General features: G+C 40.6%; 15 protein-coding genes and 1 pseudogene. 10 read left to right on the top strand and 6 right to left on the bottom strand.

All coding sequences use genetic code 11. The features are described 5' to 3' along the window. From VSA01S_RS12500 to VSA01S_RS12510, 3 genes and pseudogenes are all read left to right on the top strand, one after another. The coding region (locus VSA01S_RS12500; RefSeq protein ID WP_503827252.1) for a DUF8616 domain-containing protein at positions 1-718 on the top strand (718 nt) is incomplete at its 5' end. Positions 719-824: 106 nt separating this feature from the next. Beyond that, positions 825-1,061 (top strand): annotated as a pseudogene (gene tnaA / locus VSA01S_RS20340) (tryptophanase); the annotation flags it as partial. Positions 1,062-1,252: 191 nt separating this feature from the next. Next, complete coding sequence (locus VSA01S_RS12510) at positions 1,253-1,615, top strand: hypothetical protein (protein ID WP_039982009.1); 363 nt, start codon at positions 1,253-1,255, stop codon at positions 1,613-1,615. Between the two features lie 90 nt (positions 1,616-1,705). Here the strand turns inward: VSA01S_RS12510 and VSA01S_RS12515 are convergent, their stop codons facing one another. The 3 genes from VSA01S_RS12515 to trxC all read right to left on the bottom strand — a co-directional run bounded on the left by VSA01S_RS12515 (position 1,706) and on the right by trxC (position 3,933). Continuing rightward, positions 1,706-1,882 carry a DUF2986 domain-containing protein gene (locus VSA01S_RS12515; RefSeq protein ID WP_083932273.1) on the bottom strand — a complete coding sequence of 59 codons (177 nt, stop codon included), beginning with the start codon at positions 1,880-1,882 and terminating at the stop codon, positions 1,706-1,708. Between the two features lie 280 nt (positions 1,883-2,162). Then, positions 2,163-3,323 carry an MFS transporter gene (locus VSA01S_RS12520; protein ID WP_039982010.1) on the bottom strand — a complete coding sequence of 387 codons (1,161 nt, stop codon included), beginning with the start codon at positions 3,321-3,323 and terminating at the stop codon, positions 2,163-2,165. A gap of 175 nt (positions 3,324-3,498) precedes the next feature. Then, positions 3,499-3,933 (bottom strand): thioredoxin TrxC, encoded by a 435-nt coding sequence (gene trxC / locus VSA01S_RS12525; protein ID WP_039982011.1) that lies wholly within the window; start codon positions 3,931-3,933, stop codon positions 3,499-3,501. Positions 3,934-4,191: 258 nt separating this feature from the next. Here trxC and VSA01S_RS12530 point away from each other — a divergent pair, with 258 nt between their 5' ends. Next, on the top strand, positions 4,192-5,289 hold the full coding sequence (locus VSA01S_RS12530) for a ketoacyl-ACP synthase III (protein WP_039982012.1): 1,098 nt from the start codon (positions 4,192-4,194) through the stop codon (positions 5,287-5,289). Between the two features lie 97 nt (positions 5,290-5,386). Here the strand turns inward: VSA01S_RS12530 and VSA01S_RS12535 are convergent, their stop codons facing one another. Continuing rightward, positions 5,387-6,649: a hydroxymethylglutaryl-CoA reductase gene (locus tag VSA01S_RS12535; protein WP_039982013.1), complete on the bottom strand. Its 1,263-nt coding sequence runs from the start codon at positions 6,647-6,649 to the stop codon at positions 5,387-5,389. 166 nt (positions 6,650-6,815) lie between these two features. Then, positions 6,816-7,694, bottom strand: a complete 879-nt coding sequence (locus VSA01S_RS12540) for an endonuclease/exonuclease/phosphatase family protein (RefSeq protein ID WP_039982029.1) — start codon at positions 7,692-7,694, stop codon at positions 6,816-6,818. 576 nt (positions 7,695-8,270) lie between these two features. Between VSA01S_RS12540 and nrdD the strand changes: the two genes are divergently transcribed. From nrdD to VSA01S_RS12555, 3 genes are all read left to right on the top strand, one after another. Beyond that, entirely contained in the window at positions 8,271-10,391 is a 2,121-nt protein-coding gene (gene nrdD, locus VSA01S_RS12545) for an anaerobic ribonucleoside-triphosphate reductase (protein WP_039982014.1), read from the top strand. A 15-nt stretch (positions 10,392-10,406) separates the two neighbouring features. Beyond that, positions 10,407-10,886 (top strand): anaerobic ribonucleoside-triphosphate reductase-activating protein, encoded by a 480-nt coding sequence (gene nrdG / locus VSA01S_RS12550; RefSeq protein WP_039982015.1) that lies wholly within the window; start codon positions 10,407-10,409, stop codon positions 10,884-10,886. Between the two features lie 191 nt (positions 10,887-11,077). Further along, the gene (locus VSA01S_RS12555) at positions 11,078-12,265 is read left to right on the top strand and encodes an amino acid aminotransferase (protein ID WP_039982030.1); all 1,188 of its coding nucleotides are present in this window, start codon (positions 11,078-11,080) and stop codon (positions 12,263-12,265) included. 243 nt (positions 12,266-12,508) lie between these two features. On the opposite strand, the gene VSA01S_RS12560 is transcribed toward VSA01S_RS12555, so the two are convergent. After that, complete coding sequence (locus tag VSA01S_RS12560; RefSeq protein WP_039982016.1) at positions 12,509-13,042, bottom strand: hypothetical protein; 534 nt, start codon at positions 13,040-13,042, stop codon at positions 12,509-12,511. Between the two features lie 284 nt (positions 13,043-13,326). Here VSA01S_RS12560 and modA point away from each other — a divergent pair, with 284 nt between their 5' ends. The 3 genes from modA to modC are packed head-to-tail and all read left to right on the top strand — an operon-like array spanning position 13,327 to position 15,886. Continuing rightward, positions 13,327-14,076: a molybdate ABC transporter substrate-binding protein gene (gene modA / locus VSA01S_RS12565; RefSeq protein ID WP_039982017.1), complete on the top strand. Its 750-nt coding sequence runs from the start codon at positions 13,327-13,329 to the stop codon at positions 14,074-14,076. A 14-nt stretch (positions 14,077-14,090) separates the two neighbouring features. After that, positions 14,091-14,780 (top strand): molybdate ABC transporter permease subunit, encoded by a 690-nt coding sequence (gene modB / locus VSA01S_RS12570; RefSeq protein ID WP_039982018.1) that lies wholly within the window; start codon positions 14,091-14,093, stop codon positions 14,778-14,780. Further along, the gene (modC, locus tag VSA01S_RS12575) at positions 14,777-15,886 is read left to right on the top strand and encodes a molybdenum ABC transporter ATP-binding protein ModC (RefSeq protein WP_039982019.1); all 1,110 of its coding nucleotides are present in this window, start codon (positions 14,777-14,779) and stop codon (positions 15,884-15,886) included. The genes modB and modC overlap by 4 nt, the downstream gene beginning before the upstream one ends. Positions 15,887-15,914 lie beyond the last annotated feature (28 nt).

Below are 15,914 nucleotides of genomic sequence, written 5' to 3' on the forward strand. Positions count from 1 at the left end.
GCAAGGCGCAAAAACAAGTGTCCAAGTTGGCCTTGCGGTTGCTGATGCGGTGGTGTCAGGTGGGGCAGATTTTGGGTTGAACGTTGCTACTGGTACACCAGTGAAGCAAGCTGGTATCAATGCAGGAATAGGTGCCATTGTTGGGCTTGGTGCTTTTGGCGTTGGGCATGCTTTCAATCGAGGGGTAAGTTCAATAAATAAACAATTAAGCCGCAGAGCGATGTCTCCTAATGGGTACTCAATATTTAAAGACGGTATTCCCATTGGTCGAAATAAATTTCAATCATCACATCCAATGCAAGCAAGTAAGTATAAAGAGTTTGATTGGTTTATCGATCAGGTTGATGGTAAATCCAGATTGAACGTAAGAGCACATGGTAGTAAATCTTACGGTAGAGTAACAATGAAATCGGCTGCAGGGCAATACAATGATGTCAATATTATTTCTAATGCAATCAGCAGAGATGTTACCAGTGATCATCAAGTAGATTCCATCCGTTTACTCGTCTGTTATGCTGGAAAAAAGGACTTTGCACAAAATTTAGCCAACAAAACTCAATTGCCTGTTACAGCATCTAAAAAAACAGTTTGGGGTCGCTCATTCGATAAAAACGGGAAAATATGGCAAGGTAAAGAACCAGATCCTGGCATGGGCTCATATTTTGCTCCGTATGATGATTGGAATAAGCTTTGGTGGAATACATATAGACCCATGTGATTATTTAATCCAAAACACTCAAACTAATTGTCTGTAGACAAAATAAAATATTTGAAATCTAGAACTCAAAGTTTCTAGATTTCATAACCATCAGCGGAAGTCAAAGTGCTCTGCTGAATTTTTACGCCTGGCATTGCCAAGAGCGACTTATACCCAAACTCATATAGATTATGTGATTGAAGCGTTTGAAAAGGTGAAGCAAAACGTGGTGCACAAGGATAAAAGTTTAACTTTCACTTATGAGCCATCAGTACTAAGGCATTTCACTGCGCGTTTAAAAGAAGTCGAAATCCCTTATGTTTTGCCGAATCAGGCGACTGCCTCAGAAACAGCGCAGGTATAACAAAGTGGCAGCAATAGGATTGAATAAGTAGTTCGTCGGTTGAAGTAGCCGCTATTTTGCTTGTGTTCTCTTTCAATCTCTCTATCAGCTTCACTTAAAATTGTTAAAACTTTGTCCAATATTGATAAGTGATATTTCACATTTGGTATAGCATGTTGCTCAAGTTATTTACCTTGTGAATGTATTGTGCAATGAGTAAACGTGACAGTATTGGACACTTTCATCAATCTAAAAAGATGAATGATGTGTTAGAAATGAATGCTCAAATGGAATTGAAAGATAAAGCCGTAGCTTCTATACCTAGTGGTAAAGAGGAGAAAAGTGGGGATTCGATAGCCTTTGATGTTAATCTGACTGAGACAAATTCTGTTATTGAGGCGCTTAAGAATGAGTTATCAACTCAGTATGCATTGCCTCCATTCATGGTGGAGCAACTAACGGCATCAATTGAGGATAAAGGCATGGTAACGGCTGGGGATTTAATTACCGTCATTGAAAAAGCAGTAGGAATTAACCAAGTATTACAAAAGTCAGCTTTGTCGAAGATAGGTTAATATTACTTGGAAGTAAATGATAATAAGAAACCTAACAAATTAGGGGCCATGGTAATGCAGGCCATGGCCTTTGTATAAGATATAACGAACTCAGGACTCTGTTAGAGAGCTGTTCGAGCTTTGCTCTTGTGGCTGCTGTTCTTCGTTTTCCATTTTAGCGCGTTCTGCTTTTGAAATATAACGAGGCTTGTTACTTTTATGCAGCTTAGCATTCATTTTCTTTTGCTTGGCTTTTAATATTTGATTAATTTTTTTCTTACGGTTCATGGTTGATTCCTTTGTGACGCACGGAAGGATAGTCACTTTTGTGATCATTTACAACATAAGCACTTCAACTGCTGGGGTGGAAGCGTTGATGATAAGGTGAACCCCAGTCTTTGGCGTTAGCAATAACGGTGGAAAGTTGGAAAACTCTCTTAAATATAACAATAGCTTAGCCATCTTGTGACTTTAGAGATATTGTGATTTAGGGTCTGTTGACTTTTCGAATACTGTTTCATTTCGAAAGAGAAATAGACCCCAGAAAGTTTGCAGTTTAAGGCTTTGTTTACAGGCCCGTCGCCATTGGACGTTTTGAGCGAGCAGCTGCAAGCAACATATAGATACACGTTGCGAGCAAAGCCGTAAATAAATACCCTAACAAACCGTGTATTTTATCCATAAATTGGTCAGCGACTACAGGCCCTACGACTGAGCCAATGCTGTAGCTAAACAGCATGACTTGGGTTGCAGAGACGATGTATCGCTCTTCTAAGCCTTCACAACCTAGGTTGATAGCAATCGGGTATAGGGCAAAGATCGCCATTCCAATCAAAAACAAAGCGATGGCTAAGACTGCTGTTGAGCTTGAGATGAATGTCAGCCCGATTGAAAAAATACCCAATATACAGAAAAAAGCCATGAGTACCGTTCTTCCCATGTATTTATTCAGTGTTGTTACCATTGGCTGAACCAGCATACCGCCTAAGATAACCAAAGCCATTAATGTTCCAATATCTTGATGATTAATATTACGGTTTGCTAATTCCACTGGCATCATGCCATAAATAGACCCTAGTGTTAGCCCTGATATGATACAGCCAATAATAGCGGCATGGCTTAGCTTCATGATTTGTTTAAGTGATAACGCCGTTGACTCGTGACTTTTTGGTTGTTCAGAGTCGATAAACAGCAACACTAATATAGCGATCATGATGAGCGTTGTGATTGCAACAAATGGCACTCCTCCGCTGACACCTAATACGCCAATACCAAACTGGCCAAGAGCTGAGCCACCATAAAGAGAGAGCATGTAAAAACTGAGTCGTTTTGCTCGAGTGGCTTCTTCTCCTGACATCAGCCAAGACTCAACAATGACGAAGACCCCCGCAACTGCGATACCCGCGATAAAACGGGCAATGAGCCAAACGCTAGGATTCGGAAGCAAGGGCATAATCATAACGGTGCAAGAAAATGCGACTAGGCAGCCAACAAAGGCTTGTCTGTGACCGAGTAGGCGAACAACTCGTTCAAAAAAAACAGCACCCACCAAAAGTCCGCCATAAAAAACACTGGCCAACCAACTCGCGTAATCGACAGAGATGTGGTATTCGCCTAACATCAGAGGGATTAAGCTCATTAAATAACCAGATGCTACTGCATAAAGAGACAGTGCAATGACCGGAACTGTAACTTTTGGAGATACTGGGGTGTTGACGATGTTGTCCAATGTTTTACGCCTAAAAATTTGATTAATAAAAGAGTGATCAGGCGCGCATAATAGGTGATTTAATCGTCAAGTAAACTGATAAATTTCTGTCGTGTCGACAAAAAATATTTATCGAAGTTTAGAGAATTTGATGGGGTAAAAAAAGCCAGCCTAACAAGTAGGCCAGCTGCTAGTATTATTTATTAAGTGCTTGATTTAGCCACTGTTCAAACTGAGTCTTAGGCAGTGCACCATTGATGGTGTCAAGGCGCTGACCACCTTTAAATACCATGACCGTAGGGATACTTCTAATGCCAAATTGAGCGGCAAGTTGCTGCTGAGCTTCGGTATCTACCTTGACAAAGCGTAACTTGCCATTTTTTTCATTTGCCACATCACTGAAAACTGGGGAAAACCCAACACAAGGGTTGCACCACGGTGCCCAAAAATCGACAACGACAGGAAGGTCACTTTCTAGTAGGGCAGAGAAATTATCAATCGTTCCTTCTATTGGTGCTCCATCAAACAAAGCTTGCTGGCATTTTCCACAGTTTGCGGACTCTGACACTCGTTCATTAGGAACACGGTTTAAACTGCCACAAGAAGGGCAGCGAGTTTTAAATGATGACATGATGTTTTCCTTTGTTTCTATCTTTTTGTATTTGCTGAAAATTAGGCGATCATGAAAGAAGCTTTAATTGAACATACATTGATTGCTGGACATCAACTAGAGTCGGATTAATGTAAGTGGACTCAATTTCAATCTCGCATAATTATACTTGTTGCATATACTTATTTTCATCCTGCTGCCTACGAGTAGGCTAGGCAGAGTAAGATCTTTACAGCTTCTAGGGAAATCCCCAAGAAATCAACATTAAATGGTGCTTGGATGACAAATTTTTATGCTGAAATTACAGGCTGGGGGAAATGTATCCCACCAGCGACATTATCTAATGAAGAACTGAGTACGTTTATCGACACATCAGATGAATGGATAAAGACTCGAACAGGGATTGAAAGTCGACGAATCAGCCATGTTAATACCTCTGATCTTGCAACCGTCGCCGCCCAGCATGCAATAGCACGGGCTGGTCTTGAAGTCTCCGATATCGATATTATCATTGTTGCGACTTGCTCGCCTGATACCTTGATTCCAAACATTGCCTCTAAGGTTCAACAGAATTTAGGAATTCGCTCTGCAGCTTCCTTTGATTTAAATGCGGCATGCACAGGTTTTATCTATGGGTTAGAAACAGCAACCAGGTTAATTCAAGCAGGTAATTACCATCATGCGGTTGTCATTGGAGCAGAACGACTGTCGTTCTATATTGATTGGTCGTTAAGAGACTCTGCCGTTCTCTTTGCGGATGGAGCTGGGGCGGTCGTGCTCAGCCGTACAGAACAGCCGCTAGGGCTGATGCAGTCTAAAGTCGGGTGTGATGCCAATGGGCGCGATATTTTATCGGTGCCAAAATTTGGTTCAGCGATGGATCGTTTCTGTCCAGATAACGCATTTTGGCATTTCGATTTTGTCGGTCAGGAGATTTTCAAACGCGCAGTAAAAGGGATGGGACTGGCTGCAAAAAATGTCTTAAAAAATGCTGAGCTAACAACCGATGATATTGACCTTGTTATCCCTCATCAGGCCAATATTCGAATCATTCAAACTTTGTGTGAATTAACGGGTATAGATGAAGAGAAAGCGTTTATCAATATTCATAAATATGGCAATACTTCTGCAGCAACGGTGCCCATCGCTTTGTGTGAAGCCTTAGAAGAAGGTAGGGTAAAACCGGGAGGAAACCTTCTACTGGCCGCATTTGGAGCGGGTCTCACTTGGGGCGCAGCTTTACTTAAATGGGGTGACAGGGTAACGCCGATTGCTGAGAGCGAGACGCAATTGCCCGAATGTAACCAAAGTGCAGCAGAATTAATTCAAGAATCGGTTACGCGTTGTCTTGATAATGCGCGCAAGAAACATCTTTAAGCGACAATAGATTCAGGTTGTTGATTAGTAATACCTCTCTTTTTTTGAGAGAGGTATACAAAGTTACTTGGGTGTAAAAAGATTCTGGGTATACGGGTTATTTCCTTGCTAGTTTATGGTGCGCTCGGGAAAAATGGTCGGCACAAAATGCACCTACTATGGAAAGCTCACCAGCTAAACATAAAGCGGCAGCCACTTCTGCGAGGGCTTTTGCTTTGCCATTACCATGCAGCCCAAGAATGTCCAAACATGCTTTCTGAGTGGGTAACCCTGTACCACCGCCAACGGTTCCAACCATAATATTGGGTAACGTCACAGACGCATACAAATTACCTTCTGCGTTGATATCCATTCGTGTAATACCCACAGCAGATTCCGCTACACAGGCAGCGTCTTGTCCACATGCTATGTAAAGGGCGGTTAATGCGTTCGCATAGTGAGCATTGATACCAATAGAACCGCTTAAAAGACCTCCAACCATGGTCATTTTACCGAACTTGACCATACTTTCAGGCGTTGTATGTAGATATTTTTTCACTAACTCTGCAGGGATAGTGATTTCAGCTGAAACTTTTTTGCCACGGACAGAGCGTAGTGTGTGGCTATTGGCTTTTTTGTCACCAGATAAATTACCATCTAAGAAGGCTTCGATAGGGGTAACAGGACTATGATTGAGGATGTAATGGAAGACATTATGCGTTGCAATCGTAACCATGTTTTGTCCGGAAGCATCACCAGTGACATATTCAAACACTAAGTAGACGTGATTACCTTCAATGTGGACATTAATATCTTTCAGCTTTCCGTGTGTAGTAGTGGACTCTGCTTCTTTACGGAAAATGTCATATTGTGTTACTACCCAGCTTACAAATTGAGCGGCTTCTGCAAGAGATTGAAATGCAAATACAGGAGTACGACTTACCCCTTCACTAATGAGGAGTGTGCTTGCTCCTCCTGCTGCTGTGATTAAATTTGCTCCACGATTGTATGATGCAACTAAAGCAGCTTCAGTCGTTGCCAGTGGAACTAAGTAATCGGTATTGGCATATAACCCATTGACGCGAAGAGGGCCTGCTATTCCAAGAGGTAAATTGACTGTACCTATGAAATGCTCAATATTATGTGCATAATGCTCACAGTGGGATTGAGTGAAGGAATCTAGTAGTAGTGCTTTATCTGTGTATGCCTCAAGAACCTTCCAACGTCGCTCAAGATTTTTGTCTGTTAGTCTAGGGCTTGAACAGAGTTTTACGTCAGGTTTATGATATTTCGGTTTTAATGCCGATTGAATTTTTTCACAAGTTTCAATTTCAGTGAGATCTAAACGGTTTGTCGTGTTGCTTGAATGAAGTTTCGGCATAGATAGGTTTTGTGATTCATTTCTGTGGGATTTTAGAGATAGCTGAAGTAATTACAATCCCTAGTTATTTTTTGTTGCCAGAAAACGTATTGGTTATTGTTTAACTTCCCCCTGTTTTTTTCTTAAATTACTTAGGTATAAAACAACAATTATTTGGAATGAAATTTTATTGTAAAATCGTTGAAATAGGGCAGTGATCGCTGAGTGTGTAATCCAGAACATCTTGACTCTTAAAAGGTGTTTGGGTGCTGGCAGAGGCCGCCACGGCATTGCTGACAATAATATGGTCAATCAAAGAGCGGAACCGATGAGTTTTATTGGGTTTCTTCTTCGAACGTACTTTACACTTAGCTGGCGTATTTTTTGTCATCAATTTGGCACTATTGCCGCGTGATATTTGCGACCAAAGCCAGTCACCGGGATACGCTAAATTATGATTAAAGTCACCTAGAACGGCGTATTTCTGTTTCTTGGAAGCCCGTTCTTTCATCCACTTTGCCAGAGCTTGGCCTTGCTGCTTAAGGATTTTACAGTCCCGGCTATTTTTATAGGCTCCGCTGCATCCTGCTTTTAAATGAACAGATAGCAGATGGATTTCATTCTTTTTGTTTGGGTTAAGAACGACATAACTGGCAAAGCGCAGCTTACTTCTCCCTTTGGTAACAGAAAAATCTGGCTCATCAATGACATCTAAACCTTTACGGACGGCAAAGCCGGTGTACTGATTAATATCTCTGAACTGTAATGATTGATAACGGCGTTGTGTGCGGTCGGAGAGGTAAATGGTGTAATTGTCTCCTACCACTTTTCGGATTGCAGCTGTGCTGTCCACTTCTTGAAAGGCAAGAACATCTGGCGATAATTGCTGCATATACTGACTCAACTTAGTGAAGTCATGCTGGTCTCTTATCACTTTACCTTTTCCACTTGATAACCATTCAAAGTTCCAACTGGTGAATTTTAGAGGTTCGGTAAATGAGGGGTTTTGGGCAATACCTTGACGACTAAACAATAAAACAGTTAGCAGTAAACAAATTCTTATCATCGTGGATAAACTCGTTTTTGACAGCGTGGCATATTCTTTAATATACCCAAGCATCTTAAGGTCATATAGAACATCCTACTACAATATCTTCAGAGGAAAATGTCTGATGTTGATGTTTTGCGAGGAAAGCCTGTTGAAATTGAACCTGAAAAGTGGTCTGCGTCAATTTTTGAAAAACAAACATTAATTTTTATAAATTTAGTCGGGTTTGAGTCATGTTTTTGACGGTTTTAGAAATAGGCTCGCGCTGTTTTCTTATTGTACGACGACGGCTTTTTATTGATCAAAGTCAAAGTATTTAGATGGCGCTTTTCGTTTAATACGCCACAATATGTTGTGGGTGTGTATTAAGTTAAGTAGCACATATGTACTAATGGTCGTTCAGAGACTGACTTGAATCTTGAGCATGATATCGAGCTGATGAGGTATTGCGTTGTGCTTTAACCACCCTGACCATGGTCTCTAAAAGGAAATACCGAGTCAGTAACTTTCTCTAAAAAACAGAACAGCTTTATACCTGGTCGTGAAACAACAAAGCTGTTAAACGCGTATGTTTATCCAAATTAAGGAACCGATGTGAAACCAATCGTAATCAAACGAGATGGCTCGAGAGCGCCTTTTGAAAGAGCCCGAATTCAAGTTGCTATTGAATCGGCAGCGGAGCAAAAAAGCAAAGAAATCGCCATTTATGCTCTCAATGTTGCTCTTGCCATCGAAGTGAAACTGAGTGATCACGATGAAGTTCATATCCATGAGATACAAGATCTTGTTGAAAATGAACTGATGCAAGGTCCACATAAGTCATTGGCACGCTCTTATATCGAATACCGACACGATCGCGATATTGCAAGAGAAAAGCAAAGTGCACTTACGCGTGAAATCGAGGGACTTATCGAGGAAAGCAACCTCGATCTGATCAACGAAAATGCCAATAAAGATGGTAAAGTCATTCCTACCCAACGGGATTTATTGGCGGGTATTGTTGCGAAACATTACGCTAAAACTCATATTTTGCCACGAGATGTTGTGCTTGCTCATGAATCGGGTGATATCCATTATCATGATCTCGACTACGCGCCTTTTTTTCCGATGTTTAACTGTATGCTTATCGATTTACAAGGCATGCTTACCCATGGTTTCAAAATGGGCAATGCTGAGATTGATACGCCAAAATCGATTTCAACGGCAACGGCCGTTACCGCTCAAATTATCGCGCAGGTGGCGAGTCATATTTACGGTGGGACGACAATCAATAGGATTGATGAAGTCCTAGAACCTTATGTCATCGCGAGCTTCGATAAACATTTAGAGGTAGCAAAAGAGTGGGGCATTACTGAACAACAAGCTTTTGCTAAGGCTCGAACCGAAAAAGAGTGCTACGACGCTTTCCAATCATTGGAATATGAAGTGAATACTTTGCATACAGCAAACGGGCAAACCCCCTTTGTTACCTTTGGTTTTGGCTTGGGTAAAAGCTGGGCATCACGTTTAATTCAGACGTCCATTTTAAACAATCGTATTGCTGGGCTTGGAAAAAACCATAAAACAGCTGTGTTCCCTAAGTTAGTCTTTGCCATTAAAGATGGGTTAAATCATCGTTCTACTGATCCTAATTACGATATCAAACAACTCGCGCTTGAATGTGCTTCAAAAAGAATGTATCCGGATATCCTCAACTATGACAAAGTGGTGGAGATAACCGGTTCATTTAAAACACCAATGGGTTGTCGAAGTTTCTTAGGGGTGTTCCAAGAGAATGGCGAGTTTATTCACGAAGGGCGTAATAACTTAGGTGTGGTCAGCTTGAACTTACCGCGAATTGCGCTTCGAGCGGCAGGCAATGAAGCACTTTTTTACGACTTATTAGATACACGCCTTCGCCTCGCTCGTAAAGCGTTAGAAACTCGTATTAGTCGTTTGGAAAATGTTAAAGCTCGTGTCGCGCCTATTTTGTATATGGAAGGGGCGTGTGGTGTACGTTTACAAGCGGATGATGCGATTGCTGACATTTTCAAACATGGCCGAGCATCTATTTCCCTTGGCTATATCGGAATTCATGAAACCATACAAGCTCTGTTTTGCAATGACCGTCATGTCTACGATGACCAAATACTTCGAGAAAAAGCCATTGCTATCATTCAATACATGAAAAAAGCGGTGAACCAATGGACGGATGAAACGGGATATGGATTTAGTCTGTATGCAACACCGAGTGAAAACTTATGCAGCCGCTTCTGTCGCATTGATACCAAAGAGTTTGGTGTTATTGAAGGAGTGACGGATAAGGGATATTACACTAACAGTTTCCACCTAGATGTGGAAAAGAAAGTGAACCCGTACGATAAAATTGACTTTGAGATGCCATACCCAGAAATCTCGAGTGGTGGTTTTATCTGCTATGGTGAATTTCCTAACATGCAACGTAACCTTGAAGCATTGGAAGATGTATGGGATTACAGTTACTCACGTGTGCCATATTATGGAACCAATACACCTATCGATGAATGCTATGCGTGTGGCTTTAACGGCGAGTTCGAGTGTACGAGTAAAGGCTTTACTTGCCCAAATTGTGGTAATCATGATTCCACTAAAGTATCAGTGACACGTCGAGTATGCGGATATTTGGGGAGCCCAGATGCTCGGCCGTTTAACTTTGGCAAGCAAGAAGAAGTGAAAAGGCGAGTGAAACACCTTTAATGGGTATGAATCCGAATGAATTATATGCAATATTACCCACTTGATGTGGTGAATGGCCCTGGTACACGATGTACTTTATTTGTTTCGGGGTGCGAACATCAATGTCGTGGGTGCTACAATCAGTCAAGCCAATCTCTGAGTGCAGGTCAACCGTTTACCCAGCGAGCAGAAGATCAAATCATCGCTGATTTGAAGGACACTCGGATTAAACGACGTGGCCTCTCTTTATCTGGTGGTGATCCCCTTCACCCTGCAAATGTACCGAGTATCCTCAAACTGGTACAACGCGTTCGAAAAGAATGTCCAGATAAGGATATTTGGCTTTGGACTGGCTATCAACTTGAAGCTCTAAATGAAGCTCAAAGGGCCGTGATTGCTTTGATTGATACTTTGGTTGATGGAAAGTTTGAACAAGATAAAAAAGATTTGGATTTAGAGTGGCGAGGCAGCTCTAATCAGGTGATCTATCGATTTACAGAACGATTACTTAGGTAATGAGGTAGCCAAAGTTCAATCAGGTAAATGAAGGTAATTGTGCTTTTTTGCAATGAGCCCGCTCATAAAAAATGCAATTGACCAACATTTTATACCTTAATCGATGAAATGCGACAAAAAGTCTTTCTGAATTCAACCTGAAAATGATAACGTTAGGTCCACTTCTTGGATTTCAAAGGGTTATGACTTTCATGTTTTCTCATCTTCCAACAACAGAATTAGATCCTATTTTATCTTTATCGGTTGCTTATCGAAACGATCCTCGTCCAGATAAGATCGACCTTGGCATTGGCGTGTACAAAAATAGTGTGGGTGAAACGCCAATCATGAAGGCGGTTCAAAGTGCGCAAGATATTGTCATATCAAATCAAAAAACAAAATCTTATGTCGGCTTAGCGGGTTGTGAAGAGTTCAACCAATGTATGACGAGCCTACTTTTGCAAGGGACTTCAGCAATGGGGAGGGTGGCGACCGTCCAAACGCCAGGAGCAAGTGGGGCGCTGCGTATGTTGGCAGACCTAATGAAGCTTGTGCAACCTGATACGACCGTTTGGATCTCTAACCCTAGTTATATTAATCATAAGCCAATAATGGAAGCAGCTGGGCTTAACGTTAAGTTGTATCATTATTTCTCGCCAGAAACAAAGCATGTCGACACTGCTCAAATGCTGGATGATCTCTCCAAAGCTGGCCCGTCAGATGTCGTGTTGCTTCATGGCTGTTGTCATAATCCTACAGGGGCTGACTTCGACTTCTCTGTTTGGCAAGCCATTACTGAGTTGTCACAGAAAAATGGCTTCATTCCTTTTGTTGATGTGGCTTACCAAGGGTTTGGCGATGGCCTTGAAGAGGATGCGAAAGGCTTACGCTTTATGGCTGATAATGTTGAAGAAATGTTAATCACAAAATCTTGCTCCAAAAACTTTGGTCTTTATCGTGAACGAACCGGAGCTGCAGTCATAATAGGTAAAAATATTCAAGATGTTACGAATGCTAAAGGTAAATTACTGAATGTTGTCCGTACTAACTATACCATGCCACCTGATCATGGTGCTGCTTTAGTAAAAACGATTTTACAAGATACCCATCTAACATCTGTTTGGAAACAAGAACTTGGTGAAATGCAGCAACGTTTAGTTAGTTTGCGTCAAGCTTTATGCCATCAATTAAGAACGGAGCACAACACAGATCGCTTTGATTTTATTGAAAATCATAAAGGGATGTTTAGCGTTATTGGTTTTAGTCAAGCTCAAATGACCCAACTACAACAGCAATTTGGTGTTTATGGTGTTGGAGACGGTAGAGTTAACATTGCTGGTTTAACAGAAACGGCGATTCCTTATGTGGCAAACGCTATTCACAATATTGCTCAAGTTTAAAGGCTTTTTGAACGTTGACAAATGGTAATGGTCATTGACTACCTGTTGTATTTTTTAATTTAGCCTCTCTATTTATTGAGAGGCTTTTTCGAAAAAAACCGGAGGCGTGTTTTTAATAGATGATAATATAATGTCATACGACAGGATAAAATCTAGTGCCTGTCTTTTAGAGATGCACTTAAAAATATATTTACGAAAGGTGCATTACAAGATGTCACAAGCAAGTTTAAAATTCAGATTTTTTTAGTAATTAAAGCGAGCCGACAACACTATTTGTGAACCATAAATAGCATTATCTTTTAACTCAGTACCAATGGAAAGCTGTTGCGTTGAATAGAAACGGGCACCAACATTATATATAAGATTTGACTCATCATTATCAACAAGCTGACCAAGGCGAGCGTGTAGTTCTAAATTTTTCATAAACCAGATACGGGTGCCTATGTTAATTTCTGTTCTCCATTTATTGCCGATAATATCATCGTTTTCAGATTTGACGTTATGTACAAGCATTTGTCCATAAATATCAGCAAACTGGCCAGCAGGACCATTAAAGCCAATACCAGCAGCTATATCCCAGTCATTATCAAATTCTGTATCAATGCGGCCAATAAAATGAGAGTTTTGAGTAAAGTAGGTTGATGCTTCACCTCCAAATGTACCAGGGCTTGTCCCCATACGTACTTCCATCATGTTGTAGTTAAAATTATTGGCGTATGTATAAAATGGAAAAATAGTGCATAAACCCAAGGTCATAGCCTTTATAACTTTTAACATGGAGGTCTCCAAAACAATCAATTCTTTTACCTAGCTTTGGCAAGGTATATAACAAAAAAGTTACAATATCACGTTCGATCGTTAACGTCATGCATTAGTTTTATTCAAATAACCTTTCCCCCCTTTAATGATCTGTCAGTAAATAAAATGCCTAAAAACTTGAGTCAAAGGGCAAGATAACGTTATGATGTATAAGGGTTTAATCTGTAAGGTGATATCTATTGCTACTGTTTGTTTTAGCAATATTACTTTCTCCATAAAAGAGTTTTAAAAGGAATGTATTTATGAAAAAATGGTTAATACTAGCTTACATGACGTTATTGCTAGGCTCACAAAACTCGGTTTATGCCGCTGATATTAAAGTATATGCAGCATCATCAATGACTAATGTAATTAACGATGTTGCACAAGAATTTGAAAAAAAGTTCCATATTAAAGTGATACCTGTTTATGGAGGCTCATCTTCACTAGCACGCCAGATTATTAATGGGGCTCCTGCCGATATTTTTATTTCAGCTAATTCAAAATGGATGGAATTTGTGGTTCAAGATAAGAATATTTCAAGTGACCATATGACAAATTTAGCCACTAATCGACTAGTCGTGATCACTCCAAGTTCATCTAAGCTTGCTAGACTAGAGCTCTCCGACTTGACACAATGGCAATCAGCTTTAAACGGTGGTCGTTTAGCGATGGGAGACTCTGCTTCGGTACCAGCTGGGATTTATGCAAAGCAAGCATTGACAGCTTTGAAGCATTGGGCTGCACTTGAAAGCTCAGCTGCACCAACAAAAAATGTTCGCTTGGCACTCGCCTTAGTCGGGCGTGGTGAATCTCCTTTAGGGATTGTCTATAAAACTGATGCACAATTGACCGATACCGTCAAGATTGTTGGGGAGTTTAATGAAAGCTCTCATGATAAAATCGTGTATCCTGCTGCCATCATAGAGCAATCTGAGCAAGCAATGTTATTTTTTGACTATTTACGCTCATTTCAAGCAAAGCGTATTCTTAATCAATACGGTTTTCAATAATAAGGCCATTAAGAGTGACAGAACTTGAATCTCAAGCATTAATGTTAAGCTTGAAAGTCGGATTTTATACCATTTTATGGCTCATACCGCTCGGTATAGGTTTAGCTTGGTTACTTTCACGAACTGAATTTATAGGAAAGTCAATCCTAGATAGTCTGGTTCATTTACCACTTGTTTTACCCCCTGTAGTTATTGGTTATCTTTTGCTTATAACCCTAGGAAAGAACGGTATAATTGGTCATTGGCTTTATGAGCATTTTGGTTTGATTTTTAGCTTCAACTGGAAAGGCGCAGTCGTTGCATGTATGGTCGTTGCTCTACCTCTGATGGTACGCTCGATACGTTTGAGTCTTGATAGTGTTGACCCTAAACTGGAGTATGCGGCTGCTACACTTGGTGCATCGCCAGTCAAAGTTTTTTTCACCATTACTTTACCACTTACAATTCCTGGTATCATTACTGGCACTATGCTTGCCTTTGCTCGCAGCCTTGGGGAGTTTGGAGCGACAATAAGCTTTGTTTCCAATATCCCAGGTGAAACACAAACAATTCCATTAGCTATGTATAATTTTATCGAAACTCCTGGGGCAGAGATGGAGGCAGCTCGTTTATGTATTATTTCTATTGTTCTAGCACTTTCTAGCTTAATGATCTCCGAATGGCTGAGTCGTAAGGCTATGCGCTGCCTAGGAGAAATAAAATGAGCATCAAAATTCGATTTAAACAGTCATTTTCTGATGCTGTTTTTGACATTGACTTAACCTTGCCTCGACAGGGGATAAGCGCATTATTTGGCCGTTCAGGTGCTGGTAAAACAACCATTATTAATGTTATTAGTGGCTTGATGACACCATCTGAAGGACAAGTTAGCATTGGAGAACATATCTTATTTGATAGTCAGCAGGGCATTAATTTACCCATTCACAAACGAAATATTGGTTATGTTTTCCAAGATTCACGTTTGTTTCCTCATTATTCTGTTAGAGGTAACCTTCTATACGGTATGATTAAGGAGGACAAGCAATATTTTGATACTATCGTAAAACTTCTTGCTATCGATTCACTTCTTAACCGTTTTCCCATTTCACTTTCTGGAGGAGAAAAACAACGGGTTGCGATAGCCAGGGCACTATTATCGAAACCTGATTTGCTATTAATGGATGAACCACTAGCTTCATTGGACTTACCACGTAAAAGAGAGATCTTACCATTCTTGGAGGAACTTTCTCATACTGTCAATATACCGATTGTTTATGTTTCACATAGCTTGCAAGAAATCGCTCGCCTTTCAAATCATTTATCGATCCTAGATCATGGTCGAATTACTACTTCTGGCCCTTTGGAAAAGGTTTGGAGCTCGAAAGAGATGCTGCCATGGCAATCATTCAATGAACATAGCAACTTTTTTCAAGGTAAAGTAATAGAGCAAAACGATACCTATGCTATGACAAAAGTTGAATTTGGCCCTGAAGTTTTTTTGTGGGTTCAGAGGATAGAAGCAAAACTGGGGTCTTTTATCCGTTTACAAGTGCGTTCAAGTGATGTTTCTATTTCACTGGAAAAACCAGGTGCTACTTCAATTCGAAATGTGCTTCTAGGTGAGGTGACTTCTATAGTAGGGGCAGGGTGTAGTAAGGAATCACACAGTGTGACGGTGTTACTTGAATTGGCTCATTCATGTTACATGTCTGCTAACCTAACCAAGTGGGCTGTTGCTGACTTAAATTTGCAGGTAGGAAATAAGGTTTATGTACAAGTAAAGGGAGTTGCGATCAATCTCCAAGACTCACGTTCTACCTGTCAAGGTTGATTCTATTTAAACAAAAACGTCATGTATT

It is taken from the genome of Vibrio sagamiensis NBRC 104589 (assembly GCF_007990935.1).
Lineage (GTDB): Bacteria > Pseudomonadota > Gammaproteobacteria > Enterobacterales > Vibrionaceae > Vibrio > Vibrio sagamiensis.

Bases quoted from the DNA above. Each gene is read 5' to 3' on its own strand.
- VSA01S_RS12510 (WP_039982009.1), top strand. From the start codon at position 1,253: ATGAGTAAACGTGACAGTATTGGACACTTTCATCAATCTAAAAAGATG.
- VSA01S_RS12515 (WP_083932273.1), bottom strand. From the start codon at position 1,882: ATGAACCGTAAGAAAAAAATTAATCAAATATTAAAAGCCAAGCAAAAG.
- trxC (WP_039982011.1), bottom strand. From the start codon at position 3,933: ATGTCATCATTTAAAACTCGCTGCCCTTCTTGTGGCAGTTTAAACCGT.
- VSA01S_RS12530 (WP_039982012.1), top strand. From the start codon at position 4,192: ATGACAAATTTTTATGCTGAAATTACAGGCTGGGGGAAATGTATCCCA.
- VSA01S_RS12535 (WP_039982013.1), bottom strand. From the start codon at position 6,649: ATGCCGAAACTTCATTCAAGCAACACGACAAACCGTTTAGATCTCACT.
- VSA01S_RS12540 (WP_039982029.1), bottom strand. From the start codon at position 7,694: ATGATAAGAATTTGTTTACTGCTAACTGTTTTATTGTTTAGTCGTCAA.
- nrdG (WP_039982015.1), top strand. From the start codon at position 10,407: ATGAATTATATGCAATATTACCCACTTGATGTGGTGAATGGCCCTGGT.
- VSA01S_RS12555 (WP_039982030.1), top strand. From the start codon at position 11,078: ATGTTTTCTCATCTTCCAACAACAGAATTAGATCCTATTTTATCTTTA.
- VSA01S_RS12560 (WP_039982016.1), bottom strand. From the start codon at position 13,042: ATGTTAAAAGTTATAAAGGCTATGACCTTGGGTTTATGCACTATTTTT.
- modA (WP_039982017.1), top strand. From the start codon at position 13,327: ATGAAAAAATGGTTAATACTAGCTTACATGACGTTATTGCTAGGCTCA.
- modC (WP_039982019.1), top strand. From the start codon at position 14,777: ATGAGCATCAAAATTCGATTTAAACAGTCATTTTCTGATGCTGTTTTT.